This is a genomic window from Constrictibacter sp. MBR-5 (assembly GCF_040549485.1).
Lineage (GTDB): Bacteria > Pseudomonadota > Alphaproteobacteria > JAJUGE01 > JAJUGE01 > Constrictibacter.
This window is the reverse complement of sequence record NZ_JBEPTK010000003.1, coordinates 159989-184207: the sequence shown is the minus strand read 5'-3', so window position 1 is coordinate 184207 and position 24219 is coordinate 159989. Positions and strand designations below refer to the sequence as shown.

20 protein-coding genes are annotated in these 24219 nt (G+C 70.1%); 9 read left to right on the top strand and 11 right to left on the bottom strand.

Annotated elements, in window-relative coordinates:
- Window positions 1–11: 11 nt before the first annotated feature.
- On the top strand, window positions 12–977 hold the full coding sequence (locus tag ABIE65_RS07845) for a hypothetical protein (protein ID WP_354076882.1): 966 nt from the start codon (window positions 12–14) through the stop codon (window positions 975–977).
- Window positions 978–983: 6 nt separating this feature from the next.
- Here the strand turns inward: ABIE65_RS07845 and ABIE65_RS07840 are convergent, their stop codons facing one another.
- Complete coding sequence (locus tag ABIE65_RS07840; RefSeq protein ID WP_354076880.1) at window positions 984–1934, bottom strand: nicotinate-nucleotide--dimethylbenzimidazole phosphoribosyltransferase; 951 nt, start codon at window positions 1932–1934, stop codon at window positions 984–986.
- Between the two features lie 207 nt (window positions 1935–2141).
- Here ABIE65_RS07840 and ABIE65_RS07835 point away from each other — a divergent pair, with 207 nt between their 5' ends.
- Window positions 2142–2987, top strand: a complete 846-nt coding sequence (locus ABIE65_RS07835) for a lipid-binding SYLF domain-containing protein (protein ID WP_354076879.1) — start codon at window positions 2142–2144, stop codon at window positions 2985–2987.
- A gap of 17 nt (window positions 2988–3004) precedes the next feature.
- On the opposite strand, the gene ABIE65_RS07830 is transcribed toward ABIE65_RS07835, so the two are convergent.
- Together ABIE65_RS07830 and ABIE65_RS07825 are read right to left on the bottom strand one after the other, a co-directional pair.
- Window positions 3005–3952 (bottom strand): hypothetical protein, encoded by a 948-nt coding sequence (locus tag ABIE65_RS07830; protein ID WP_354076877.1) that lies wholly within the window; start codon window positions 3950–3952, stop codon window positions 3005–3007.
- A 10-nt stretch (window positions 3953–3962) separates the two neighbouring features.
- The gene (locus ABIE65_RS07825; RefSeq protein ID WP_354076876.1) at window positions 3963–4526 is read right to left on the bottom strand and encodes an ankyrin repeat domain-containing protein; all 564 of its coding nucleotides are present in this window, start codon (window positions 4524–4526) and stop codon (window positions 3963–3965) included.
- 78 nt (window positions 4527–4604) lie between these two features.
- Between ABIE65_RS07825 and ABIE65_RS07820 the strand changes: the two genes are divergently transcribed.
- Together ABIE65_RS07820 and ABIE65_RS07815 are read left to right on the top strand one after the other, a co-directional pair.
- Window positions 4605–5063, top strand: a complete 459-nt coding sequence (locus tag ABIE65_RS07820; protein WP_354076875.1) for a DUF4149 domain-containing protein — start codon at window positions 4605–4607, stop codon at window positions 5061–5063.
- Between the two features lie 107 nt (window positions 5064–5170).
- Window positions 5171–5779 carry an SCO family protein gene (locus tag ABIE65_RS07815; RefSeq protein WP_354076873.1) on the top strand — a complete coding sequence of 203 codons (609 nt, stop codon included), beginning with the start codon at window positions 5171–5173 and terminating at the stop codon, window positions 5777–5779.
- 42 nt (window positions 5780–5821) lie between these two features.
- Here the strand turns inward: ABIE65_RS07815 and ABIE65_RS07810 are convergent, their stop codons facing one another.
- On the bottom strand, window positions 5822–7225 hold the full coding sequence (locus ABIE65_RS07810; RefSeq protein ID WP_354076872.1) for a M20 family metallopeptidase: 1404 nt from the start codon (window positions 7223–7225) through the stop codon (window positions 5822–5824).
- Window positions 7226–7365: 140 nt separating this feature from the next.
- Between ABIE65_RS07810 and ABIE65_RS07805 the strand changes: the two genes are divergently transcribed.
- Complete coding sequence (locus ABIE65_RS07805; RefSeq protein ID WP_354076871.1) at window positions 7366–8607, top strand: MFS transporter; 1242 nt, start codon at window positions 7366–7368, stop codon at window positions 8605–8607.
- 14 nt (window positions 8608–8621) lie between these two features.
- Here the strand turns inward: ABIE65_RS07805 and ABIE65_RS07800 are convergent, their stop codons facing one another.
- The 7 genes from ABIE65_RS07800 to ABIE65_RS07770 form a co-directional block, all read right to left on the bottom strand.
- The gene (locus ABIE65_RS07800) at window positions 8622–10301 is read right to left on the bottom strand and encodes a hydantoinase B/oxoprolinase family protein (protein ID WP_354076869.1); all 1680 of its coding nucleotides are present in this window, start codon (window positions 10299–10301) and stop codon (window positions 8622–8624) included.
- A complete protein-coding gene (locus ABIE65_RS07795) occupies window positions 10298–12352 on the bottom strand; it encodes a hydantoinase/oxoprolinase family protein (RefSeq protein WP_354076868.1) in 2055 nt (684 codons plus the stop codon). The genes ABIE65_RS07800 and ABIE65_RS07795 overlap by 4 nt, the downstream gene beginning before the upstream one ends.
- Before the next feature lie 45 nt (window positions 12353–12397).
- Entirely contained in the window at window positions 12398–13303 is a 906-nt protein-coding gene (locus tag ABIE65_RS07790) for a hypothetical protein (RefSeq protein WP_354076866.1), read from the bottom strand.
- A gap of 20 nt (window positions 13304–13323) precedes the next feature.
- Window positions 13324–14634 (bottom strand): TRAP transporter large permease, encoded by a 1311-nt coding sequence (locus ABIE65_RS07785; protein ID WP_354076865.1) that lies wholly within the window; start codon window positions 14632–14634, stop codon window positions 13324–13326.
- Window positions 14631–15140: a TRAP transporter small permease subunit gene (locus ABIE65_RS07780; protein ID WP_354076864.1), complete on the bottom strand. Its 510-nt coding sequence runs from the start codon at window positions 15138–15140 to the stop codon at window positions 14631–14633. The genes ABIE65_RS07785 and ABIE65_RS07780 overlap by 4 nt, the downstream gene beginning before the upstream one ends.
- Window positions 15141–15216: 76 nt before the next feature.
- On the bottom strand, window positions 15217–16257 hold the full coding sequence (gene dctP, locus ABIE65_RS07775) for a TRAP transporter substrate-binding protein DctP (RefSeq protein WP_354076862.1): 1041 nt from the start codon (window positions 16255–16257) through the stop codon (window positions 15217–15219).
- A 183-nt stretch (window positions 16258–16440) separates the two neighbouring features.
- On the bottom strand, window positions 16441–17772 hold the full coding sequence (locus ABIE65_RS07770) for an aspartate aminotransferase family protein (protein ID WP_354076861.1): 1332 nt from the start codon (window positions 17770–17772) through the stop codon (window positions 16441–16443).
- A gap of 113 nt (window positions 17773–17885) precedes the next feature.
- Between ABIE65_RS07770 and ABIE65_RS07765 the strand changes: the two genes are divergently transcribed.
- The 4 genes from ABIE65_RS07765 (at window position 17886) to ABIE65_RS07750 (ending at window position 24217) form a co-directional block, all read left to right on the top strand.
- Entirely contained in the window at window positions 17886–18599 is a 714-nt protein-coding gene (locus tag ABIE65_RS07765; RefSeq protein ID WP_354076860.1) for a GntR family transcriptional regulator, read from the top strand.
- Between the two features lie 64 nt (window positions 18600–18663).
- Window positions 18664–20739, top strand: a complete 2076-nt coding sequence (locus tag ABIE65_RS07760) for a hydantoinase/oxoprolinase family protein (protein ID WP_354076859.1) — start codon at window positions 18664–18666, stop codon at window positions 20737–20739.
- Window positions 20736–22472 (top strand): hydantoinase B/oxoprolinase family protein, encoded by a 1737-nt coding sequence (locus tag ABIE65_RS07755; protein WP_354076857.1) that lies wholly within the window; start codon window positions 20736–20738, stop codon window positions 22470–22472. Before ABIE65_RS07760 ends, ABIE65_RS07755 begins: the two co-directional genes overlap by 4 nt.
- On the top strand, window positions 22469–24217 hold the full coding sequence (locus ABIE65_RS07750) for a hydantoinase B/oxoprolinase family protein (protein WP_354076856.1): 1749 nt from the start codon (window positions 22469–22471) through the stop codon (window positions 24215–24217). The genes ABIE65_RS07755 and ABIE65_RS07750 overlap by 4 nt, the downstream gene beginning before the upstream one ends.
- Window positions 24218–24219: the final 2 nt, after the last annotated feature.

Sequence of the window (24219 nt, the reverse complement as noted above, 5' to 3'; positions counted from 1 at the left end):
AAGGGGACGGCATGACGGGCGGAGCAGCGGCACGGCACAGACGCGTCCCGGCGACGCTGGTGGCGGGTGCCTGCCTCATCGCGGCGGCGGGGGTGCTGCTGATCGCCGATGCGGCGATGCGCGGCTGGGCGGTGATGCCGTACGACCCGGTGCCGCCGCCGCGGGGCTGGTTCCAGCACCTGACGCGCGCCGTCGCCGACGACATCACGCCGATCTTCTGGACGGCCTACCTGTTCCTGCTCGATGGGTTGCTGGTGCGGCTGCGCGGCACCTCGCCGGCGCGCGAGACCCCGGGGCGGTTCGCGGTCTGCTGCCTGGCCAGCATCCCGATCTGGGTCGTCTTCGACTGGGTGAACTTCGAGTACATGATGGCCTGGGACTATCACGGCCTGGCCGAGAACTTCTGGCACCGCAACCTGGGCTATGCCGTGGCGTTCGCGGCGATCACCCCGGCGATGCTGCTGTCCGCCGAGGTCCTGCGCGCACTCGGCTTTCCCGAGGTCCGCCTGCGGCCGATCCGGATCGGCCGCACCGGCAGGATGGCGATGGTGGCGCTCGGTGTCGGGGCGCTCGTCTTTCCCATCGCCGTCGCCGACCCGATCGGTTCCCTGACGCTGTGGCTGTCCTTCTGGCTGCTTCTGGACCCGATCAACCACCGCTTCGGGGCGCCCAGCCTGATCGGCGACTGGGCGGAGGGCCGTTGGGGGCGTACCCTGGCATTGATGGCCGGCGGCGGCATCTGCGGCCTGTGGTGGGAGTCGTGGAACTGGTTCGCGACGACCAAGTGGACCTACGACCTGCCGTTCCTGGGGCCGCTGGAACCGTACCAATATTTCGAGATGCCGCTGGTCGGGTTCCTGGGCTTCTTTCCCTTCGGTCCGGAATGCTGGGTGATGTTCAACAGTGCCGTCCTGCTCCTCGGCGCCCTCGGAGTGCGCGGTCTGACGGCGCCGGCGGGCCGTTCCTACTGTGCGTGAGCGGGCCTAGCCTTCGCCATAGAGCAGCGCGGCACCGCGCAGGAACGGGATGGCCGTCGCGAGCGCCAGGCCCGCGGGCGCACCGATGGTGAGGCCCAGTTGCAGGGCAGCGGGCAGTTCCGCACCGTGGCGCCGGTCGGCGACGGCGCAATGGGCGACGCCGTTCGGCGCGGCAGCCTGGAGGACCGCCGCCGCGGCGATCGCCCCCGGTCCTTCGATCAGTGCCGGGACGCGCGCCATGCGTGCGGCGATCAGCGCCCCGACTGCGGCCGCGATGTCGGCGCCGCCCAGTCTGCGCAGGAGTTCGAACGGATCGGCCGCGCCGTCGCTATGGCGTGCGACGCCGGCATCCACCACGTCGCGGGCGGTGGCGGGCAGGTCGCCACGCCACGCCGGGGCGCCTCCGGCGCCGCCAAGCGCCCGGCAGAGCGCTGCCGCGGACACTTCGACGCCGTCGCCCGGTGCGGCGACGGCGATGAGGTCGACCCCCTGCTCGACGGCCATCATGCCGTAGGCGATGGCGCGGGCGCATTCCTCCTCGCCCATCGCGGGACCGGCGGCGAAGTCGGCGGTCGGCTGTTCGATCGCCATCTCGTAGACCCGCAGGTCGGTGTCGGCGAGGCGGCAGAGGCGATTGAGGGGGGACCGGCCTTCGACCATCGCTTCCACGGCGCGGGCGGTCTCGCCCGGCGCGCGGTCGGGGAAGGCCATCGCCGCGGCTCCGTGCCCTCCGGCGAAGATCGCGATGCGCGGATGGCCCAGCCGCGGCGGACAGCGCCCCTGCCAGGTCGCCAGCCAGGCGGCGGCTTCGCCCAGCGTGCCGAGACCGCCGGCGCGGCCCGCATGGCGCCGTTCCGCCGTGAGCGCCGCGGTCCCCGCCTCCAGGTCCGGTGCCGGCAGCTCCGGAAGAATTTCCCGGATCTGATCCAGGCCTGCAGCGTTCTCGTCCATGGTCATGCCACTCCGCCGTCCGTCCGGTTGACGGTCGTCGGGCTCTCCTATAACCAAGCCGGCGTCCCCGCAACCGCCGCGGGTCCGGTCATGCCGGAACCGGGGCGATCGAGCGCTGCCAGGGCCTGTCGTTCCGGCCGCGGCTGCCATGAATTCGACCTAACCGGCGGCTAGGTTCAACGTTCCGAGTTTCTCTGCGGAGGAAGCATATCCATGAGACACACGATCACGTGCCTTTTCGCCGGCCTGATCGCGGCGGCGGTGACGTTTGCCGCGCCGGTCGCGCGCGCCCAGGACGGCATGACTGCCGCCGAGGAGCTGGTGGAGAAGGCGCGGCTGACGGTCATGCGCATTCCCCGCGAGGAGGAGATGCGCCACACGGTGCCGAACCTCATGCGTCAGGCAAAGGCGATCGTGGTGTTTCCGACTCTGCTCAAGGGGGCCTTCTTCATCGGCGGCCAGGGCGGCAGCGGCGTGCTGATGACGCGCGACGCGAACGGCGTCTGGAGCCATCCCGCCTTCTACACGATGGGTTCCGTGAGCTTCGGGCTGCAGATCGGCGGCCAGTCGTCGGAGGCGATCCTCGTGATCATGTCGGAGAAGGGCCTCCAGGCGGTCATGGACAATCAGGTCAAGCTGGGCGCCGACATCAGCGCAGCCGCCGGCCCGGTGGGCATGGGGGCTTCCGCCGCGACGACGACAGCGTTCGGCGCCGACATCTACACCTATTCGATGACCCAGGGCCTGTTCATCGGCGGCTCGCTCGACGGCGCCGTGATCGCCCGGCGGGACGACTGGAACGAGTCCTTCTACGGTCCCGGTGCGACGGTGAACGCCATCGTGAACGAGCGGCGTTTCGGTAACAGGAAGGCCGATCCGCTGCGCGAGGCCGTGGCGGAGGTCACCGGATCCGGGATGGGATCCGGGACCCCGATGCAGCCCGCCCAGGCGCCCCAGGGCGGCCCGGTCCAGTTGCAGGACAACAGCGTGCAGGGCGGCGGCTCGACCTATCGCGGCCAGATCGAGACGCAGCCGCTTCAGGTCGACCGGCCGCGCTGAGACGCGCACGCCGGCCGTCAGCCGGCGGCGGCGAACAAGACCAGGGCCGTCGCGGCGATCGACAGGCTGTTGACGACGGCGCCGGCGATGAAGAGTCCCATCGCCCGGCGCAGATCGTTCGCCTCGAGACGAACCCGGCCGGTGCCGATCCAGCGGCCGGCGTTCCCCAGCGTGACGCCAAGGGCCGCGGCGGTCGCGGGCAGCGGGCCGGCGTCGAGCCGCGCCGGCAATGCCGCTGCGAGCGCCGCCAGCGGCCGACCTCCCGGGACCGGCATGGCCGCAACGGCGATCGCCAGGCCCGCGACGCGGACGGGCAGCCAGGCGACGAGGGCGTGCAGACGTTCGACGCCGCGGCGCACCGCCCCTTGAGCCGCCTCGTCGGTCTCCAGTCCCCGCAGCAGGGCGTCCAGCCATATCCAGGCGAGCAGCAGCGGCAGCCCGCCGAGCGCTGCCGCCAGCACCGGCGCGACGAGCCGGCGCACGAAAGCGCGGGCACACAGGCCGACGGCGGTTCGGTACACCGCATGGCGCTCGGGGGTCGTCGGCGCACCCATCGCCCGCAGGATGTCTGCGGCAGCGATCGCCCCGGAATGCTCGGCTTCGTACAGGATGGCGCGGCCCGGCAGGAACACGGCCCGGTGGTCGGCCGTCCAGGCGACGGCTGCGGCCACGACCAGCCATCCATGCGGCGTCATGGCAGACAGCCATCCCAGGAGCGTTCCGGCACAGCCACCGGCCGTGAAGGCGAAGCCGGCCAGAAGGATGCCCCGCCAGAACCGGACGCTTTCGCTTCGCCGGTGCCGGTCGAGCCTGCGTGCCAGGGCCGCGAGCCGCTTCTGCGAGACGGTGCGCGAGAGCTGGAATGGCCGGCGATAGAGCAGGATGCTCCATACGGCGTCGGTGACCACGCCGGCGACGGCGGCGAGGCAGAGAAACGCGAACGTCTCCAGGGAGAGTGCGGGCATCCGGTCCGGATCAGCCGCCGGTATGCGCCGACAGCGCGCGCTCGGCCCGGCGATTGCCCCGGTCGCGCGCCCAGTCGAGTGCCGTACGGCCGGTATAGTCCTGGGTGCTCGGGTCGGCACCGGCCTGCAGCAGCAGTGGGACGACGCGTCCGCCGCGCGTCGCCGCCGCACGCATCAGGGGCGTCGCTCCGTTCCGGTCGGCGACGTCGGGATCGGCTCCGCCGGTGAGCAGGATCTCCGCCACCTCGTCGAGATCGGCGGCGGCGGCTTCGTGCAGGGCGGTAAAGCCACGGCTGTCCTGGGCGTCCAAGCTGGCGCCATGCTCCACCAGCAGCGATGTCAGGTCCGCGCGACCCGCCGCCGCCGCATACATCAGTGCCGTCCGACCCTCACGGTCGGCGATGTCGGGGGACTGTCCGGTCAGCAACAGGCTGCGAACTTCCGCCACGTCGCCGGACCGCACGGCGGCCAGCAGCGGGTTGCGCGCCAGGAGGTCGATATCGAGCCCCGCGGCGCCCGGCGTCGCCCACAGGACGGTCAGTGCGATGAAGATGCTTGCAATTCGACGCCGCATGGTCCGCATTTCGCGCCGACACGGCCGGCGGGTCAAGCCGGCGCGCCGCATTGGCACTTCGTAATCGGGAGTCGAGTGATGCCTGACGCCTCGGGAGAGCCCGTCGCGATCGTCCTCACGGTGATCGGCGGGTTCTGCAGCGCGCTGCTGTTCGGCGGGATGGTGATGTTCGCCGGGGTCTTCGCCCGCATCGCCTTCGCACACCTGCCGCGGGCGACGGCGGCGTCGTTCATGCGTGCAGCCTTCTCCTCCTACTACATCATCATGGCCGTGCTGGCCGGCGCGGCCGCCCTCGCCCTCGCATGGCCGCTGCCGCTCGATGCCGCCGCGCTCGCCGCCGTCCTGGTGGGCTTCGTGCTGGCGCGGCAGTGGCTGATGCCGGCGGCGCACAGGCTGGAGGAGGAGCGCGAGGCCGGGCTTCCCGGCGCCGCCGAACGGTTCGGCACGATCCACGGCCGCAGCGTGCTCCTGAACTTCGTGCAGATCCTCGCCGTGACGATCGTGCTCGGCCGCCTCCTGATCGAGGGCGCGGCATGAAGTCCCGGCCGGCGCCCCGCGGGCTAGCGTCCCGGATGACGCCGCGCCATATGCCGCCGCGTCCCGATCAGCCTACCCTGTAGGCCCACGCAGATACGGTTGCCGCCATGCCCAGGTCGACCCGCATCCTCTTCGTGACGCTGATATCGATCGCGGTACTCGGCGTCGGCGTGCTGGGCTTCGCCCTGGTGCGCATGCTCACCAGCGATCCCGCGACCGGCGGCAGCTTCGGCGAGCCGCTGATCGGCGGTTCGTTCACGCTCGTCGACGGCACCGGTGCCACCCGCACGGACGACGACTTCCGCGGGCGCCTGATGCTGGTCTATTTCGGCTTCACCTACTGCCCCGACGTCTGTCCGACGGAACTGCAGGCGATGGGGCAGGCCGTGGACCTCCTGGGGGAGAAGGCCGAGTCGGTGCAGCCGATCTTCATCACGATCGATCCCGAGCGGGACACCCCGCAGATGGTCGGCCAGTATGTGGAGAGCTTCCACCCGCGGATGATAGGCCTCACGGGTACGCCGGAGCAGGTGGCGGCCGCCGCGAAAGCCTACCGGGTCTACTACCGCAAGGCGGAGGTCGAGGGGTCCAGCGACTATCTGATGGACCACAGCTCCATCGTCTACCTGATGGGACCGGACGGGAAGTTCCTGACCCATTTCAGCCACGGCACCTCGCCGCAGGACATGGCGAAGGGCATCTCCAAGCATCTCTGACGTGAGCGGCGGCGGGCTCCAGCGCCCGCCGCCGCCCGGCCGTCAGCGCTTCTTCGGCGCCAAGCCCTCGCCGATGTCCCAGTAGATGCCGGCCATGATTCCCAGGCCTTCGCGGAACAGGCCGGCCAGGCCGTGCTCGTTCGGGCCGTGTTGGCCGCAGCCGGCATAGGAGTTGGGAATCCAGATCGTCGGCACGCCGAGTTCCTCGACGAACATGCCGCTGGGGTTGCTGCCGCTGGAGTTGGGGATGACGTTCGGCTTCGCCCCCGTCGTGCGCTCCATCGAGCCGATGACGAACTGCGCCCACGGATGGTCGGGGTCCGAGCGCGAGGCCTGGAACACGTCGCGGTCGCCCATCGGCTCGATCGCGACATAGTCGAAGCCCTGGGCGTCCAGGTGCTTGCGCAGCGCCGGCAGGAAGCGCTCGGCCGGCACGTCGACCGTGTGCCGGATCTGCAGGCGCGCCCGTGCCTCGCCCTGCACCGCGTTGACCGGCCGTTCCGGCGTCCCGGTCCTGAAGGCGAGGACGATGACGCTGGTCCAGGCGAAGATCTTCTCCGCCTTGCTGAGGCCCGGCTCGCCCCAATTCGGATCCGCCTCGGGCAGATTCGGGATGTCTTCGAACTCGATGCCGGCGCAGGCGTCGCGCACCGAGTTCGGGATGACCTCGGGCGTCCAGCCGGGCACCAGGATCTTGCCCTTGGGGGACACGATCGCGGCGAGCGCGTGGCCCAGCAGGAAGCCCGGGTCGCTGAGCACGCCGCCCCAGTGGCCGGAATGGTGCGAACCCTCGCGCAGCTTCACGACGAGGTCGAAGCCGATGCCGCCGCGGCAGCCGAGCTTCACCTCCGGGCGGTGCATGGTCTGGCGCGGGCCGTCCAGGCCGATGAACACGTCGGCGGCGAGCCGTTCCTTCTGCGCCTTCAGGAACGGGTGGAGGCCGATCGAGCCGATTTCCTCGCCCGTCTCGATGAAGAATTTCGCGTTGAAGCCCAGCCGGCCGCCGCGCGCCTGGGCGACCGCGTCGAGAGCCGCCATGGCGATGGCGTGCTGGCCCTTGTTGTCGACGGTGCCGCGGCCGTAGACGCGGTCGCCCTCGACGGTGATGGTCCAGGGCTCCAGGCCCTCGCGCCACTGGTCGGCGAGCCCGCGCACCACGTCACCGTGGCCGTAGAGCAGGACCGTCGGCAGCGCCGGATCCTCGATCTTCTCGGCCAGCAGGAAGGGGCCGCCGGTGCGATCTTCGTTCTCGAAGATCTCGGTGGCGTAGCCCATCCGCTCGAAGGTCGGCACCATCTCGTCGGTCAGGTAGCGCCGCAGATCCGGATGGCGCTCCGGCTCCTGGCTCTCCGTCGGGATCGCCACGTAGCGGCGCAGGTCGGCGAGGAAGGTGCCGTCGTCCCACATGCGCTGGGCGCGGGCGACGGCTTCGGCACGATCGGTCATGAACAACTCCGGTACGGGCTCCCCGGGGGAGCGGGTGGCGCCAGAATAGACCGGTACGGTGGGTCGGGGCCAATGGGCAGCCGCCCGCTTGCGGACGTTCGGCGCGCGGGTGAAGCTGGTACGATAACCAGAGGCCGCCGATGCCGGCTCCGTTCGCCCGTTCCGTCTCCCCCGTCCGCCTCGTCGTCCTCGTCTGCGCCGCCCAGGTGCTGGCGCAGATCGGCGCCTATGCGTGGCCGGCGCTGATTCCGCGCCTGATGGGCGAATGGGACCTCGACAATACGCAGGCGGGCTGGATCACCGGGCTGTTCTACCTCGCCTACGCGGTGTCTGTGCCGATCCTGGTGACGCTCACCGATCGCATCGATCCCAAGCGGATCTATCTGCTGGGCGTGGCGCTGACGGTCGTCGGCCACGTCTGCTTCGCGCTCTTCGCCGAGGATTTCTGGACCGCCGCCTTCGCACGCGTGCTGGCGGGCGTCGGCTGGGCGGGCACGTACATGACGGGCCTGAAGCTGCTCGCCGACCGGGTCGAGGGGGCGCTGATGTCGCGGGCGGTGGCTGGTCACGCGGCCAGCATCGGCGTATCGGGCGCCGCCTCCTTCCTGTTCGCGGGCGTGCTGGACGACCTGTTCGGCTGGCAGGTCGTATTCTGGGCGTCGGCCGGCTGTGCGGCGGCGGCCTGGCTGATCGTCGGCCTGTTCGCCCCCGCACAGGAGCCGAAAGCCGAGCCGCAGGCGGGCCGGCTTTTCGATTTCGGACCGGTCTTCCGCAATCGCTCGGCCATGGCGTACGGCATTGCCTACTGCGTCCATACCTGGGAGATGAACGCCCTGCGCGGCTGGGGCGTGGCGTTCCTCGCATGGGTGGCGCTGACCACGGGCGGCGGCGATTCCTGGCTGCCGGCGACGCTGGTGATCACCCTGGTGGGCCTGATCGGCACCTGGGCGAGCGTCGTCGGCAACGAGGCGTCGATCCGCCTCGGGCGGCAGCGGCTGGTCCGTGTCGCGATGATCGCCTCGGCGGTCTGCGCCGCGGGCATCGGCTTTCTCGGGCCCTTCTCCTACGAACTGGCGGTCGCCCTGATCCTGCTCTACGGCGTCGTCATCTGGCTCGACTCGTCCTCGCTCACCGCGGGTGCCGCCGGCAGCGCCGCCCCCGGCAGGCGCGGCGCAACCCTCGCCGTCCACTCGATGCTCGGCTACGCCGGCGGCTTCGTCGGTCCGCTGGTGATCGGGGTGATCCTCGACCTGTCCGGCGGCATGTCCCGCCTGGGCTGGGGCCTCGCGTTCCTGCACATCGCCGCGGCGATGCTCATCGGCCGCATCGCCTTCGCGCTGCTGCGGCCGCAGGCTCTGGCCGGAGATCGGGCGGCGGCCTGACGCCGGTGCCTGCGTCAGGCAGCCGGCGGAAGGCTGCCATAGTCCCTCGCCGCCTCCTCGGCGGCGAAGTAGCCGCGCTTCAGGTCGCGGGCCAGCGACGCCGGGTCGCGGTCGGCTGGGTCGCCGTAGCCGCCGCCGCCGGGAGTGCGGACCTGGACCCAGTCGCCGGGGCGCATGGGGTAGCCCTCGCCCTTCGAGACGTGCTCGGGCCGCGTGACGGTGCCGCTCTGGCAGACCTCGATCTCGTTGCGGCCGCCCTCGCCGCCGCCGATCATGCCGGGCGGGCCGACGACGCCGTGGTCCATGACGAAGGAGGCCTTGCCTTCGCCGCGCAGCAGGCGGACGCGGTAGTTGACGCCGAAGCCGCCGCGATGCCGTCCCGGACCGGCCGAGCCTTCGCGCAGGGCGTATTCCTCGTAGAGGATGGGATAGTGCTGCTCCAGGATCTCGATCGGCTGGGTCTTCGAGATGCCGACCGACGAGCAGCCGTTGGTCAGGCCGTCCGTCTCCCACCAGCCGCCGTAACCGCCGCCGCTGAACATGTACATGATGTAGTGGCGACCGGCCTCGGGGTCGTAGCCGCCGACGCTGAAATTGCCGCTGGTCCCGGCCGGTGCGGCGAACATCCGCTCCGGGATCGCCCGGCCCATGGCGCCGAACACCGCCTCCATGACGCGCTGGCAGACCTCGGCCGCCGCACCCGCCACGGGCCGCGGATACTCCGCCACCAGGAAGGTGCCGTCCGGGCGCGCCACGTGCAGCGGCGCGAAGCAGCCGGCGTTGATCGGCACGTCCGGGAAGATGTGCTTCATCGCCACGTAGACGGCCGAATGCGCCGCCGCCCAGGGCGCGTTCATCGGCCCGCGGCAGGGCGGGCTGGATTCGGACAGGTCGAAATGGATGTCCGACCCCGTCACCGTCATCTTCAGGCGCACGGCCAGCTTCTCGAACACCACGCCGTCGCTGTCGTGCCAGGCGGTGAAGGCATAGGTGCCGTCCGGGATGCTCTCGATATGGGCGCGCATCTGGCGCTCGGAGCGCAGCTTCAGTTCGACGATCGCCGCCTCGACGGTTTCGGCGCCGTAGCGGTCGAGCAGTTCGGTCAGGCGCCGCGCGCCGACCTTGAGCGCGCCGACCTGGGCCTTGATGTCGCCGATGCGCTCGTCCGGCACGCGCACGTTGTTCAGCACGATGTCGAGGATGTCCTGGTCCATCCGGCCGCGCCGGAACAGCTTGACCGGTGGGATGCGCAGGCCTTCCTGCTGGATCTCGGTCGCCGTGCTGTTGAAGCCGCCGGGCACCATGCCGCCGGTGTCCGGCCAGTGGCCGGTGTTCGACAGGTAGCACCACAGCCGCCCGTCGTAGAAGAAGGGCGTCACCATCTTCACGTCCATCAGATGGGTGCCGCCGAGATAGGGATCGTTGATCAGGATGATGTCGCCCGGCTCCAGGTCCGGCCGACGCGCGATCACCTCCTGGGTCGTGAACTGCATGACGCCGACGAAGCTCGGCAGGCCCATCTCGCCCTGGGCGATGACCTCGCCCGTCTCGCGGTGGTAGATGCCGTTCGAGCGGTCGAAGCCTTCCGAGATGACCGGCGAGAAGGAGGTCTTCTCGTGCACCAGATCCATCTCGGTGGCGACCTGGTTCAGACCGTTCTGGATGACGGCGAGCAGGACGGGATCGAAGCTCATGCGCTGGCTCCCTTGTCGGAGGTTCCGACGTCGATGATCAGGTTGCCGAAATCGTCGATGCGGAAGCGTGCGGCCGGCGGCACCACGGTCGTCGCGTCCATCTGCTCGACGATCGCCGGACCGGGCAGTTCGGTGCCGGGCGACAGCGTCTCGCGCCGCCAGACCGGCGTGTCGAACCAGGCGTCGCCGAAGAACACCGGGCGCACCGTGCGCGGCTCCGCTCTGCCGGCGGCCGGCTTCGGCGCGAACAGCGACATGGAGATTTTCGGCCGCAGGCCCAGCACGGTCGTGCGCAGGTTGGTCAGCATAGCGCGCATCTCGCCCAGTTCGATGTCGAACCGCTCCTTGTAGCGTTCGGCGAAGCGCGCCAGCGTCTGCTGCGGGTCGAACGGCCCGTCGGCCAGCGGCACCTGGAAGACGTGGCTCTGGCCGCCGAACAGCATGTCGGCGCTGTGCATCGCCACGATGTCGGTCACCGGCACGCCCTCGGCGACGATGCGCGCGCGGCCCTCGGCCGTCTGGGCGGCGAGGATCGCGTCCATCTCGGCCGGGTCGACGCCGAGCACCGGGGCGCCCACCGTCTGCACGAAGTCGTGGCGGATGTCGGCCAGGATGCAGCCGAGCGCCGAGGTGGCGCCGGGGAAGCGCGGTACCAGCACGCGCGGCACGCCCAGTTCCGCCGCGAGTTCGGCGCAGTGCAGCGGTCCGGCGCCGCCGAAGGCGAAGAGCGCATAGTCGCGCGGGTCCTGGCCGCGCTCGACCGAGACGAGGCGGATGGCGCTCGCCAGGTGGTTGGTCGCCACGGCGATGATCGCCGAGGCCGCCGCGACCGCGTCCATGCCGAGCGGCGCGCCGATCTGCTCCAGGATGGCGGCGCGCACCGCCTCGACCGACACGTCGGTGTTCACGCCGGCGATCGACACCGGGTCGAGCCGGCCGAGCAGCAGGTTGGCGTCGGTGACGGTCGGCAGGGTGCCGCCGCGGCCGTAGACGATGGGTCCCGGGGTCGATCCGGCGCTCTCGGGCCCGACCTGTAGGATCCCGGCCTTGTTCACCCGCGCGATCGAGCCGCCGCCGGCGCCGATCGTGTGGATGTCGATCATCGGCACGCGCACCGGCACGCCGTAGGCGATGTCCTTCTCGGCGGAGATCGACGGCCTGCCGCCGCGGATCAGCGTCACGTCGAAGCTGGTGCCGCCCATGTCGCAGCCGACGACGTTGGGAAAGCCGGCCTCGGCGCCGATGCGCGCCGCGGCGAGCGCACCCGCCGCCGGTCCCGACATCACCGTCTGTGCCGCATGGTCGCCGGCGAGGCGCGCCGTCATCGTCCCGGCGTTGCCCTGCATGACCAGCAGGTCGTGCGGATAGCCGCTGCGCTCCAGCTCCGCGGTCAGGCGCGACAGGTAGCGCGACATCAGCGGCTGGATGTAGGCGTTGACGGCGGCCGTCGATCCCCGCTCGAACTCGCGCACCTCGCTCAGGATGTCGTGGCCGACGCTGACATAGCCGTTCGGCCAGAGTTCGCGCACGATCTCGGCTGCCCGCAACTCGTGCGCCGGGTTGGCGTAGGCGTGGATGAAGTGGACGACCACGGCTTCGGCGCCGCGTTCCAGGAGGGTGGCGACGGCGTCGCGTACCTCCTGCTCGTCGAGCGGCGTCAGCACCCGGCCCGCGGCGTCGAGGCGCTCGCTCACCTCCAGGCGCATGTCGCGCGGGATGATCGCCTCGAAGCTGCCGGTCATGCCGTAGCCGTTCGGCCGGGTGCGCCGCCCGAGTTCGAGCACGTCGCGGAAGCCGCGCGTCGTGATCAGGCCGCAGGCGACACCCTTGCGCTCCAGCACCGCATTGGTGCCGACGGTCGTGCCGTGCACGAAGGCCGCCACCTCCGGCAGCGGCACGTCGGCGGCGCGCACGCCCTCGATCACGCCGCGTGCCTGATTGTCGGTCGTGCTTGGCACCTTGCTGACCCGGAAGGCGCCGCTCGCCGGGTCGACCAGGACCAGATCCGTGAACGTCCCGCCGACGTCCACACCTACTTGCCACTCGGCCACGCTGTGCTCCCGAAGCTGTTGCGGCGCATCGGCGCCTTGTCGCACTCAGGCGAAGGAGAAGCCGATCGCCCGGCAGTGGTAGAAGAGGCCGCCGTCCTGGACGATCAGGAAGGTCGCGAGACCGCCGCCCTCGTTGTGGTGGGAATGAGCCGCGCCCGCCGGCGTCACCATGGTGGCGAAGGGCTGCCAGTCGACCCGTTCGCCGTCGATGATCGAGAAGCAGCCCTTCGCCAGGATCGGCAGGGTCACCGCGACCGAATTGTGCCGGTGGGCGCGCTGCGCCTTGCCCGGCTCCATCGAGTTCAGCGCCACCGTCATGGTCGGGGTGACGCTCAGCATCCGCTCGAAGGGTTCAGTGGCGAAGACCACGACCTTGCCCGAGGCGTCGCCGCTGTCCGGCATCGTGCGGACGGCCTCGAGCTGGCGGGCGATCTCGGCGGCCGGATAAAGCACCGCCTCGACTGCGCCGGGGACCGGTGGCTCGAGCCGATGGAAGGCGACCTCCGGCTCGTTCGTCACCAGCCAGAGCAGGGCGTCGGTCGCGGAGCGATGTTCGGCGGCGTCGCCGCCCGGCAGCAAGAAGACGTCGCCCTCGGACCAGGCGATCCGCTCGGCGCCGCTGGCCGTCTCGCCCGATCCGCGGATGACGTAGTGGATGCCGGCCGTCGCGCGGACCGCCATGGGCAGGCGATCGCCGGCGCGGATGCGCAGATAGCGCGCGAGCAGCAGCGGCGTGGTCGCCGCGACCGGCGACGCCAGCGTGGTCGCCGCGTCGACCGGGTAGGCGCCCGTCGCGGCGTCGGTGTGGAAGGCGTCGTCCCGCGCTGCCGTCGAGACCGAGGCCGTCACCGGCGGCAGCTTGTCCTTGAAGCTGTTGGTCGGCGTCAGGTAACGCGCCCGCCCGGCCGGATCCGGCCGGGTCGCCGCGGGATGCGGTGTCGCGAGGGTCACGGTCTTTGCCTCCTTTCGCGTCAGAACAGCATGCGGGGCAGGACGAGGATGATCTCCGGAAACACGACGCAGATGCCGAGCCCGAGCAGCATCAGCAGGACGAAGGGGAACACCGACTTGTAGATGTCGCCCATCGTGACCTCGGGCGGTGCCACGCCCCGCAGGTAGAAGAGATTGTAGCCGAACGGCGGCGTCAGGAAGCCGATCTCCATGTTGATGATGAAGAGGATCCCGAACCAGACGGGATCGAAGCCGAGCGCCACGACGATGGGCACGAAGATCGGGGCGGTGATCATGATGATTCCGACCGTGTCGATCACCATGCCGAGCAGCAGCAGGATGAACATCATCATCACGAGGACGACGTAGCGGTCGACCTCCCAGCCCAGCACCATGCCCTGGATCAGGCTGGAGGCGCCCATGGCGGTGTAGAGGGTCGAGAAGGCGCTGGCGCCGATGACGATCCAGAAGATCAGGCAGGAGAGGAGCAGCGTGCGCTCCGCCGCCTCGCGAAACATCGGCCAGACGAAGCCGCGGTTGAGCAGCGCGGCGACGATGCTGCCGGCGGCGCCGACGGCCGCCGCCTCGGAGACGCTGGCGATGCCGGAGAGGATCGAGCCCAGCACGGCGACGACGAGCAGGATCGGGAAGATCAGTCCTTTCAGAGAGGAAAGCCGCTCGCTCCAGGTGAACTTGCGCTCGTTCGGTGGCAGCGGTGCGTGATGCGGTTGCAGATGGCTGCGGATCAGGATGTAGGCGACGAACAGGGCGGCGAGCAGCAGGCCGGGCAGGAGGCCCGCGGCATAGAGCCGGCCGACCGACGTGTTGGACACGAGCCCGTAGACGATCATGGTGACGCTGGGCGGGATCAGGATGCCGAGCGAGCCGCCGGCGGCGATGCTGCCGATGGCGATGCCCTTCGAGTAGCCGCGGCTGAGCATGGCCGGCAGGGCGATAATGCCCATCGAGACGGTGGCCGCGCCGCTGACCCCGGCCATGGCGGCGAAGATCGTGCAGATGCCCACCGTGCCGGCCGCGAGGCCGCCGCGCACCGAGCCGAAGAAGCGGTACATGGTCGTGTAGAGGTCCTCGGCGATGCCCGACCGCTCCAGCACGTTCGCCATGAAGACGAACAGTGGGATCGCCAGATACTCGAAGCTGGAGGTGCTGCCGAAGGCGTTGAGCGCCAGCATGGTCAGCGCCTGCGGTCCCCAGAAGAAGAAGACCAGGATGGAACTCAGCCCGCCGAGGGCGATCGCGATGGGCACGCCGGCCGCGAGACACAGGAACATCGCGCCGAAGAACAGCGCCGTGAATTCGACCGGGCTCATGACGCGTCTCCGGCACCGAAGGCCGTCTGGACCCGACGGACGAGATGGGCGAACCAGGCGAGCGCCAGCAGGGCGACGCCGATAGGCACCAGGAACTTCGCTGGCCAGACGCGGCCGTTCCAGCCGCCCGTGGCCGACGTTTCGGCCATGTCCCAGGACTGGACCGCCAGATCCCAGCCGCGCCAGATCATCACCGTGGCGAAGCAGCAGAACAGGACGGTCGACAGCGTCAGGTCGATCACCGCCTGCGTCTTCGGCGAGAACCGCTCGAAGACCATGTCGACACGGACGAAATAGCCCTTCTGCAGGGCGTAGGCGCCGCCGAGGAAGACGTAGGCCACCTGCAGCCAGCCGCTGACGTCCTGGCCCCAGAAGGTCGGCGCGTTGAAGAAGTAGCGGGCCACGATCTCGTACATGATCACTCCGATCATGCCGAAGACCAGGTAGGACACGGCGCGGCCGAGCCACGCGCCGAGAGCGTCGATCCAGCCGACGAGGGCGAGCATGCAACTGTCTCCGGACGGCGGGAAAAGGGACACCGGGCTCCGCCGCGGGCGGCGGAGCCCGGCCGGTCAGCGACCGTCAGCGACCGAGATCGGCGAGGTAGCCCTTCAGCAGCGCCACCGCCTTGCCGGAGAGCGGGTCCTTGTCGGTGTAGCCGGACCAGATCTCCTGGGCCTTCTTCTCCATCGCCGCCCACTCTTCGGGCGGGATGCGGACGAACTCGACGCCCATCTCGTCCTTCATCTTCGCGCGCGCCGCACCGTCGGCCATGGCGCCGCGTGCCAGATAGTCGAGCGAGGCCATCTTGCAGGCCCAGTCGAGCATCGCCTTCAGGTCGTCGGGCAGGCCGTCCCACGCCCGCTTGTTGATCAGGATGTTGTTGTTGGCGGCCGGCATCGGCGACGGCTCGATGTAGAACTTGCCGACTTCAGGCATGCCGAGGGCGAGATGCACCGACGGGCTGCCCCAGCGCACGGCGTCGACGACGTTGGTCGCGAGCGCGGTATAGATCTCCGCACCGCTGAGATTGACCGGTGCCGCACCCATGGACTGGTACCAGGGCGATTCGATGCCGGTCGCGCGGATCTTCAGGCCTTCGAAATCCTTCATCGACCGGATCGGCTTGCGCGCGATGATGTCCCACTGCGGGGCGAGATTCGGGCCGAGATAGTAGATGCCGTACTTGGCGTAGGCCTCGCGGACGATGTCGATGAAGCCCCTCTCGTAGAAGAAGTTGTAGCGTTCGATCGGCGTCCGCTCGGCGCCGGGCGTGCCCATTTCCAGGGCCGCGATCGGTCCCATCTTGCCGACGAAATATCCGCCCGCGGCCATGCCGATCTCGGTGATGCCGCCGCCGATCGCCTCGAGCGACTGGCCGATCGGGAAGAGCGCGCCCGTCGGGTGCATCTGGATCTTGATGCGGCCGCCGCTGATCACCGAGAGCCGGTCGACGAACATCGCCTTCGCCGCCTCGTAGCCCGGCTCGCCGGCGGACAGGTTGCTCTGCATCCGCCAGTTCAGGGTCTTCTGGGCCAGCGCCGCACCCGAAACCGCCCCGAGGGCGAGATAACCGGCGAGCGCCACGCCCGCCGCGCGACCCAACTTCCGCCACTTGACCATTATCGCTCTCCGCCTGCCCAAGTTTAAACCGATCGCCGCTTCTCAAATTGAAGCAGCGTCCCCGGGCATGTTCAAAGCAATAGCCGTGCCATATGAAGGAATCTGCGAGCAGAGGATTTGCTCACGACAAAAATCGTGCGGCACACTCTTGCCGCACGACTATTATATCCGGATCTACATGCTTCAGAGCGTCGGCAGTATCTGGCCGATGGCCTGAATGAAGGCGTCGATGTCTGCGTCCGTCATCGGCGTGGAGAGCGTGCCGGAGACGTTCGGCGTGACCAGGAAGCCCTGGTCGAGGAGCGTCCGGTGCAGTGTCGCGACGCGGCGCTTGGTCTCGTCCGAGGGGAAGGCGGATCGGTAGCCGGTGATCGGCGCGTCCGTCAGGTGGATGCGGAAGAACGAGCCGAGGCCCGTCACCTGTACCGGTACGCCGCAGGCGGCGGCCTGCGCCGCGATCCCCGCGCGCAGGCGGTCGCCGAGTGCGTTGATCCTGGCGATCGCCGCGCGGTCGAGGAGACGGAGCGCGGTCAGCCCGGCGATCATGGTCAGCGGATTGGCTGTAAACGTTCCGCCCTGCGCCACGTCGGGCTTGCGGCCGCGCGAATCGAAGACCGACATCACGTCGCGCCGGCCGGCGACCGCACCGATCGGCATGCCGCCGCCGATCACCTTGCCCAGGGCGACGAGGTCGGGCTGCAGATCCCAGAGCGGGTGCGCCCCGCCATAGCTGAGGCGGTAGGTCACCACCTCGTCGACGATCAGCAGGATGCCCAGTTCCCGCGTCACGGTGCGCAGCGTGTCGACGAAGGCCTGCGACGCCGGGATCATGCCGACGCGCGACGGCTGCACGTCCAGCAGCACCGCGGCCAGCCGGTCGGCATTCGCCTCGAGGATGCGCCGGCAGGCCTCGGCGTCGTCGAAGGGGACGACCACGGTATCGGCGACAACCGCATCGGGCGTGCCGCGCGCATAGGCGATCCGCGCCGGCGCGCCGGCCGTACCCCAGTTCGCCGGTGCGCCGTCGAGACTGATCTCCACATGGTCGTAGGAGCCGTGATAGGCGCCTTCGATCTTGGCGATGGCCGGCCGGCCGGTGAAGGCACGCGCCGCCTTGATCGCCGCCATGACACCTTCGGTGCCGCTGTTGGCGAAGCGGATCGCCTCCAGGGCCGGCGACCGTCCGCAGATCTCCTCCGCCAGCAGCACCTCGGTCTCGGTCGGCAGCGGAAAGGAGGTGCCGGACTTCACCTGCCCGATAATGGCGGCGACGATTTCAGGGTGGGCATGGCCGTGGATCTGGGAGAAGAAGTTGTTGGAGAAGTCGAGATAGACGTTGCCGTCGACGTCGGTGATCCGTGCCCCCGCGCCGCCCGCGGCGTAGGGAGGATGCGGATCGAAGAAGGACGCGGCGCGGGTGCTGCCGCCCGGCATGACCTTGAGCGCTCGCGCGAAGAGGGCGTCGGAACCTGCGGTCGAATTGCGTCGCAGGGGCTCGGGGGCCGGCATGTCCATCGTCGCTCCGTCTGCTGCGCCGGGCCGCACTACGGCCTGTCGCGATATCTGATATAACACACCGGGCGCGACGGTATCGTCAAGCGGAGCGCCGAAGGGAGGACTACGACATCGTGCTCACCGACACCGCGCCGGCACCCGCAGCGGAAGCCGGGCCGCTCTCGGTCATCGACCGGGCCGACACGCTGGCCGAACAGGTCTACGAACAGCTGCGCCGATCGCTTCTGACGGGTGCCCTGCGCAGCGGCCAGCGGATGACCATACGGGCGCTGGCGGCATCCATGGGCGTCAGTGCCACGCCGGTGCGCGAGGCGCTCGGCCGATTGGTCGCCGAGGGCGCGCTGGCCTTCGGGCCGAACCGCACGGTGCACGTTCCGGTACTGACGCCGGCGCAGGCGAGCGAGATCTACGAGATCCGGATCCTGCTGGAAGGCATGCTGGCCGAGGCGGCATCGCGGCGCATTCCGGCGGAAATGCTGCCCGAACTATCGGTGATCGCCGACCGGCACGATGCGGCCCTGGACGTCGAGGACTATGCCACCAGCACCCGGATGGTGTTCGAGTTCAAGTTCATGATCTATCGGTCGGCCGCCCTGCCGATCGCCCTGAAACTGGTCGAGGGTCTGTGGCTGCGCACGGCGCCGCACATCCATCTCATGTATCCGGTGTCGCGGGAGACCCGCGTCGGCGTGCGCTGTCACCGCGACGCGGTCTCCGCCCTGCGCGCCGGCGACGCGCCCGGCGTGCGCGTCGCGATGCAGCGCGACCTCATCGAGCATCGGCTCGTCCTGCTCGACGCGCTGGCCCGGGTCTCCGGCGGCGAGTGACTTGCACGCTTCTTGCTACGCGGCATGATGGGCAGATATTTGATATAACAGTTCGGAGCGCACGATGCTCACACCGCCTTTCCGGATCGGCGTCGATGTCGGCGGCACCTTCACCGACCTGGTCCTGGTCGACGCCGTCGGAACAGTGCGGGCCTTCAAGGCACCCTCGGTGCCCGGCAACCCGACCGAGGGCGTGCTCGCCGCCGTGGCCCTGGCGGCCCAGGCGGTGGGTCGGGACGCCGCCGGCCTCCTCGCCGACACCAGCCTGTTCGTGCACGGCTCGACCATCGCCACCAACACGCTGCTGGAGAAGAAGGGCGCCTCGGTCGGCCTGCTGACCACCGCGGGCTTCCGCGATTCCCTGGAGATCCGCCGCGGCATCCGCGAGGATGTCTGGGATCATCGCGCGCCCTATCCGGACGTGCTGGTGCCGCGCTATCTGCGCCTGCCGGTCGGCGAGCGGATCGCGGCCGACGGCAGCGTCATGACGCCGCTCGATCCGGCGACGGTCGCCGCGGCCGTCGCCGTCTTCGCCGAGGAAAAGGTCGAGGCGGTGGCGATCGCGCTGCTGCACGCCTATCGCAACCCGGCACACGAACAGGCCGTGAAACGGCTGGTCGAGCAGTCGCTGCCCGGCGTCTGGGTCACCTGTTCGTCCGAGGTGGCGCCGGTCATCGGCGAGTACGAGCGTACCTCGACCGCCGTCGTGAACGCCTATGTGGCGCCGCGCGTCGTGCCGTATCTCAATGCCCTCGACGAGCGCCTGACCGCCCTCGGCCTGCCGAACGGCCTGCTGCTGGTCCAGTCGAACGGCGGCGCGATCTCGGTGAAGGAGATCGGCCATACGCCGGTTCAGCTGATCCTGTCCGGTCCCGCCGCCGGTGTCGGCTCGCTGCGCTTCTTCGGCCGCGACACCGGCTCGGCCAACCTCGTCGCGATCGAGGTGGGCGGCACCAGCTGCGACGTCACCCTGATGCAGGACGATGCGGTCGGCATGGCTGACCAGCTCGTGGTCGACGGCTACCATCTCGCCATTCCGGCGGTGGAGATCCACACCGTCGGCGCCGGCGGCGGCACCATCGCCCGCGTCGACTCCGCCGGGCTGATGCACGCCGGCCCGCAGGGTGCGGGCGCCCGGCCCGGCCCCGCCGCCTACGGCCTCGGCGGCGACAAGCCGACGGTCACCGATGCCCAGCTCGTGCTCGGCCGCCTGAAGCCCGGCCCCTATGCCGGCGGCGCCATCTCGCTCGACCTCGACAAGGCGACGGCAGCGATCCGCACCCACGTCGCTGAACCGCTCGGCATCTCGGTGGCCGACGCCGCGGCCGGCATCATCAAGCTGGTCGAGCAGAACATCCTGCACGCCGTCGAGCGCGTCTCCATCGAGCGCGGCTACAATCCGCGCCTCTTCACCCTGGTCGCCGCGGGCGGCGCCGGACCGCTGCACGGCGCGCCGGCGGCGAAGGCGCTCGGCTGCGCCGGCCTCTACGTGCCGCGGCTGGCCGGTGTCTTCTGCGCCTTCGGCATGTGCAACGCCGACATCAGGCACGACTATCTCCGCTCCTGGCTGCACGACCTCGACGATCCCGAGGCATCCGGCCGCTACGCCATCGACACGGCGTTCGGCGAATTGGAGGCGGGTGCGGCGGCGGTACTCGCCCGCGAGGGCTTCGCCGGTGCGGCCGCCACCTATGTCCGCGGCTACGACCTGCGCTATGTCGGCCAGCAGTGGACGGTCGCCGTCGACTGCGAGTCGAGCGATCCGGCCGCCGTCCGCGCCGCCTTCGAGACGGTCTATCGCCGCCTCTACGGTTACGTGCAGCCGGGCGGCCAGATCGAGATCGTGAACCTGCGCCTCGCCGGCATCGGCCGCCTGCCGGCGCTCACGCTGGAGCCGCCTGCCGGCTCGACCGCGGCGCCGCAGCCAGTCGCCCGTCGCGCCGTGTGGATCGACGAGGCGACCGGCTTCGCCGACGTCGCCATCTACGACGGCACCGTCCTGCGGCCCGGCCAGAGCTTCGTCGGCCCCGCCATCGTCGAGGAAGCGACGACCACCATCCTGGTCGGCACCGGCGATACGCTGACGGTGACCGGCGCCGACAACTATCTGGTCACCCTCGCCCAGGGAGGCGCCGCATGAGCGGGAGCGGCGAACCGGCCTTCGACCCGGTCCTCTTCGCGATCGTCCAGAAGCAGCTCGACCACATCACCCTGCACATGGGCCGGGTGATGACGCGGACGGCGCGCAGCCCGATCTTCAGCCAGAGCCACGACTTCTCCTGTTTCCTCTGTTCGTCGACCGGCCAGCTTCTGGCCCAGGCGGACGGCATCCCGGCGCACACCGGCGGCGGCGCTTTCGCGGCGCGAGCCGTGCTGAAGGATTTCGCCGGCCGGATCTTCGAGGAGGACGTCTTCATCCTCAGCGATCCCTATGTCGCCGGCGGCAACCACCTGCCCGACTGGACGATCATCCGGCCCGTCTTCCTCGACGGCGTGCTGACCGCCTTCGCCTGCAACCGCGCGCACCAGTCCGACATCGGCGGCGGCGCGGCCGGCACCTACAACGCGGCGGCGACGGAAATCTTCCACGAAGGCATACGCCTGCCGGTGATGAAGCTGATCGACCGCGGCCGGATACGCACCGACTATTGGCGCCTGCTACTGCTCAACTCGCGCTGTCCCGACCTGATGGAGGGCGACCTCGGCGCGATGATCGGCTCGACGCGCATCGGTGCCGAGCGGGTCCAGGCGATCCTCGAAGACCTGGGCGGCGCGCGGGCGGCCGCCTATTTCGACGCCGTGCTCGACTATGCCGAGCGGGCGATGCGCGCCGAGATCGCGAAGCTGCCCGACGGCGTCTATTACGGCGAGGACGTCAGCGACACAGACTGTTTCGAGATCGTCGACGTCGTCCACACGGTGAAGCTGACCATCGCCGGCGACACGCTGCACTTCGATTTCACCGGCTCGTCGCCGCAGATCAAGGGGTTCAAGAACTCCTGCATGCCGCAGACGCACTCCGCGGTCTATCTCGCGGTGTCGTCCTTCTTCCGCAGCGACATGCCGCGCAACGAGGGCAGCTATCGTCCCGTGTCGATCGTGGCGCCGCCGGGCACCGTGGTGAACGCCCTGCCGCCGGCGCCGGTGACGATGAACACCGTCTACCCGACCCAGGACATCGCCAACGCCTGCTGGAAGGCGCTCGCCCAGGCGATGCCGGAGCGCGCCTGCGCCGGCTGGGGCAAGGTCTCCTACGGCGTCTCGGCCGGCAACGCGCCCGACGGCCGCGTCTTCGTCATGTATCACTGGCACGCCTCGCCCGGCGGCGGTGCGGTGCTCGGCCGCGACGGTTTCGAATGTTCCGGCCAGTTCACGACGCTGGGCGGCCTGACGCTGCCGAACGTCGAGCTCTACGAGCAGACCTATCCGGTGCGCATCGACAGACAGGAACTGCGCTGCGACGCGGGCGGCCCCGGCCAGTATCGCGGCGGCGCCTCTGTCGACTACGAGGCTGAGATCTTCGTGCCGACCCAGCATTCGATCCGCGCCGAGGGCATCGGCAAACCCACGGGCTTCGGCACCAACGGCGGCATGGAGGGCGCCAAGGGGTCGCTCCGCGTCGCCGAGAACGGCGGCCCGTTCGAAGCGATGCCGCATTACGACGTGCGCTATGTCGGCCCGATGCGCGCCATCGTCGAAGGGACCGCCGGCGGCGGCTATGGCGACCCGAAGCTGCGCGAACCCTCGGCCGTGCTGCGCGACGTGCGCGGCGGCCTCGTCAGTCTCGCCGCCGCGCGGGACATCTACGGTGTGGCGATCGCCGCGGACGGCCGATCCGTCGACATGGCGGCGACCAAGGAGCTGCGCGCATGACCACCGCATCCCCGACAGACCAGACGGCGACCACCTCTTCGCCGGTCGACGATCCGGTCCTGCTGGCCATCGTCCAGCGCCAGCTCGACCATATCAGCCTGCAGATGGGCATGGTCATGACGCGCACCGCGCGCAGCCCGATCTTCAGCCAGAGCCACGACTTCTCCTGCTTCCTCAGCAACGCGCGCGGCGAGACCGTCGCCCAGGCGGACGGCCTGCCGATCCATTCCGGCGGCGGCGGCTTCGCGGTGCGCGCCGTGCTGCGCGACTTCGATCGGGATATCGCGCCCGAGGACGTCTTCATCCTGAGCGATCCCTACGTTGCCGGCGGCAATCACCTCCCCGACTGGACGATCATCCGCCCGGTCTTCGCAGGCGACGTGCTGGCCGGCTTCTGCACGAACCGGGCGCACCAGTCGGACATCGGCGGCGGCGCGGCCGGCACCTACAACGCCGCGGCGACCGAGATCTTCCACGAGGGCATCCGCCTGCCGGTGCTGAAGCTCGTCGACCGCGGCGAACTGCGCGACGACCTCTGGCGCTTCCTGCTGCTGAACTCGCGCTGCCCGGACCTGATGGAGGGCGACCTCGGCGCCATGCTGGGGTCGACCCGCATCGGTGCCGAACGCTTCGCCGCCCTCATCGCGCAGCTCGGCGCCGACCGCGCCGCGGCCTATCTCGACGCCGTGCTGGCCTATGGCGAGCGCAGCATGCGCCAGGCGATCGCCGCCATGCCCGACGGTACCTGGACCGGCAGCGACGTCAGCGACACCGACTGCTTCCGGAGCGTCGACGTCGAGACCCGGGCGACGATCACCATCGCCGGCGACACCCTGACCGTGGATTTCGTGGGCACGTCGCCGCAGATCCGGGGCTTCAAGAACAGCGGCATCGCCAACACCCACTCGGCCGTCTACGTCGCGTTGTCGGCCTTCTTCGACAAGTCGATCCCGCGCAACGAGGGGACCTACCGCGCGGTGAAGGTGCTGGCGCCCGAAGGCACGGTGGTGAACGCCCGGCCCCCGGCGCCGATGACCATGAACACCGTCTATCCGGCCATCGACATCATGAACGCCTGCTGGCGGGCGCTGGCCCAGGTCGATTCCGACCGCGCCTGCGCCGGCTGGGGCAAGATGGCCTACACGATCTCGGCTGGTGCGGCGCGGGCGGGGCGCGTCTTCGTCATGTACCACTGGCACGCCTCGTCCGGCGGCGGTGCCGTCAAGGGCCGCGACGGCTTCCCCAGCACCAGCCACCAGGCCACCCTGGGCGGCATGACCATCCCCAACGTCGAGACCTACGAGCAGTCCTATCCCTGCCGCATCCACCGCCAGGAATTCCGCCGCGACGCCGCCGGCCCCGGCGAATATCGCGGCGGCTGCGGCGTCGACTACGAGGTCGAGGTGGACGCGGTGACCGAGCATTCGGTGCGCGGCGAGGGCGCGCGCAAGCCGACCGGCTACGGCGTGGTCGGCGGCGGCAGCGGCGCGAAGGGCGAACTGCACGTCTACGACCTCGCCTCCGGGGCCGAGATCGAGACGGCGCAGTACTGCATGCAGACGCTCGGCCCGAAGCGCGTCACCGTCCGCGCACCCGGCGGCGGCGGCTGGGGCGACCCGCGGAAACGCAGCCGAGGCGCGGTGCTCCGCGACGTGCGCGACGGCATCGTGTCCCCGGAAGCGGCGCTTGAGGTTTACGGCGTCGAGGTCGCGGGACCGACGGGTTCCGACCTTCGCGGCGGATGAAC